At 56.9% G+C, this 568-nt stretch carries 1 protein-coding gene and 2 tRNA genes; 1 reads left to right on the top strand and 2 read right to left on the bottom strand.

Features of this window, described 5'->3' with window-relative positions; all coding sequences use genetic code 11:
- The coding region (locus N181_RS34270; protein ID WP_425353307.1) for a hypothetical protein at positions 1-213 on the top strand (213 nt) is incomplete at its 5' end.
- Here N181_RS34270 and N181_RS12740 read toward each other — a convergent pair.
- Positions 202-277 (bottom strand) — tRNA-Ala (locus N181_RS12740). The two genes, N181_RS34270 and N181_RS12740, sit on opposite strands and share 12 nt — an antisense overlap.
- Positions 278-403: 126 nt before the next feature.
- Positions 404-480: transfer RNA gene (locus tag N181_RS12735), tRNA-Ile, on the bottom strand.
- Between the last annotated feature and the right edge of the window lie 88 nt (positions 481-568).

Below are 568 nucleotides of genomic sequence, written 5' to 3'. Positions count from 1 at the left end.
CCATCGATGGCTTCAAAAGGACTGGGCTCGGACGCCGACACCGACCGCCTTTCGACAATCGCCGCCAACACCTGGAAGCTTCCAGACATATCTTCTCTTCACAATTTTAGCAGAACAGGCATCAGTCTCAGCAGAGACGATGCAAACTTTATTTTCCCCAAAGACAAGGAACAGATCCCCCAGCCATCAACACCAAAACCTTGGTGGAGCTGAGCGGGATCGAACCGCTGACCCCCTGCTTGCAAAGCAGGTGCTCTCCCAGCTGAGCTACAGCCCCATCAGGTTTCGATACCCAAACGGAAAGCTCCGCCGGGCCCGGCCCGTTCTCCCCGCAGTGATCGAAGATCACGAGGAAGAACAAACTTAAAGAGACTGCCTGGGCTCACCATGAGCCGTAGGCGAATGGTGGGCCCGGGCAGACTCGAACTGCCGACCTCACGCTTATCAGGCGTGCGCTCTAACCACCTGAGCTACGGGCCCATCCGGGGTGAACTACAGCCAAAACAGCGTGGTCCTTGTCTTTGTGAGAAAGAGAAACGTGGACGGCGGGTCTCGCCATACCGTCAGG

The sequence above is a fragment of the Sinorhizobium fredii USDA 205 genome (assembly GCF_001461695.1).
GTDB classification, from domain to species: Bacteria; Pseudomonadota; Alphaproteobacteria; order Rhizobiales; family Rhizobiaceae; genus Sinorhizobium; species Sinorhizobium fredii.
The sequence above is the reverse complement of the archived record's forward strand: the minus strand, read 5'-3'. Positions and strand labels throughout refer to the sequence as shown.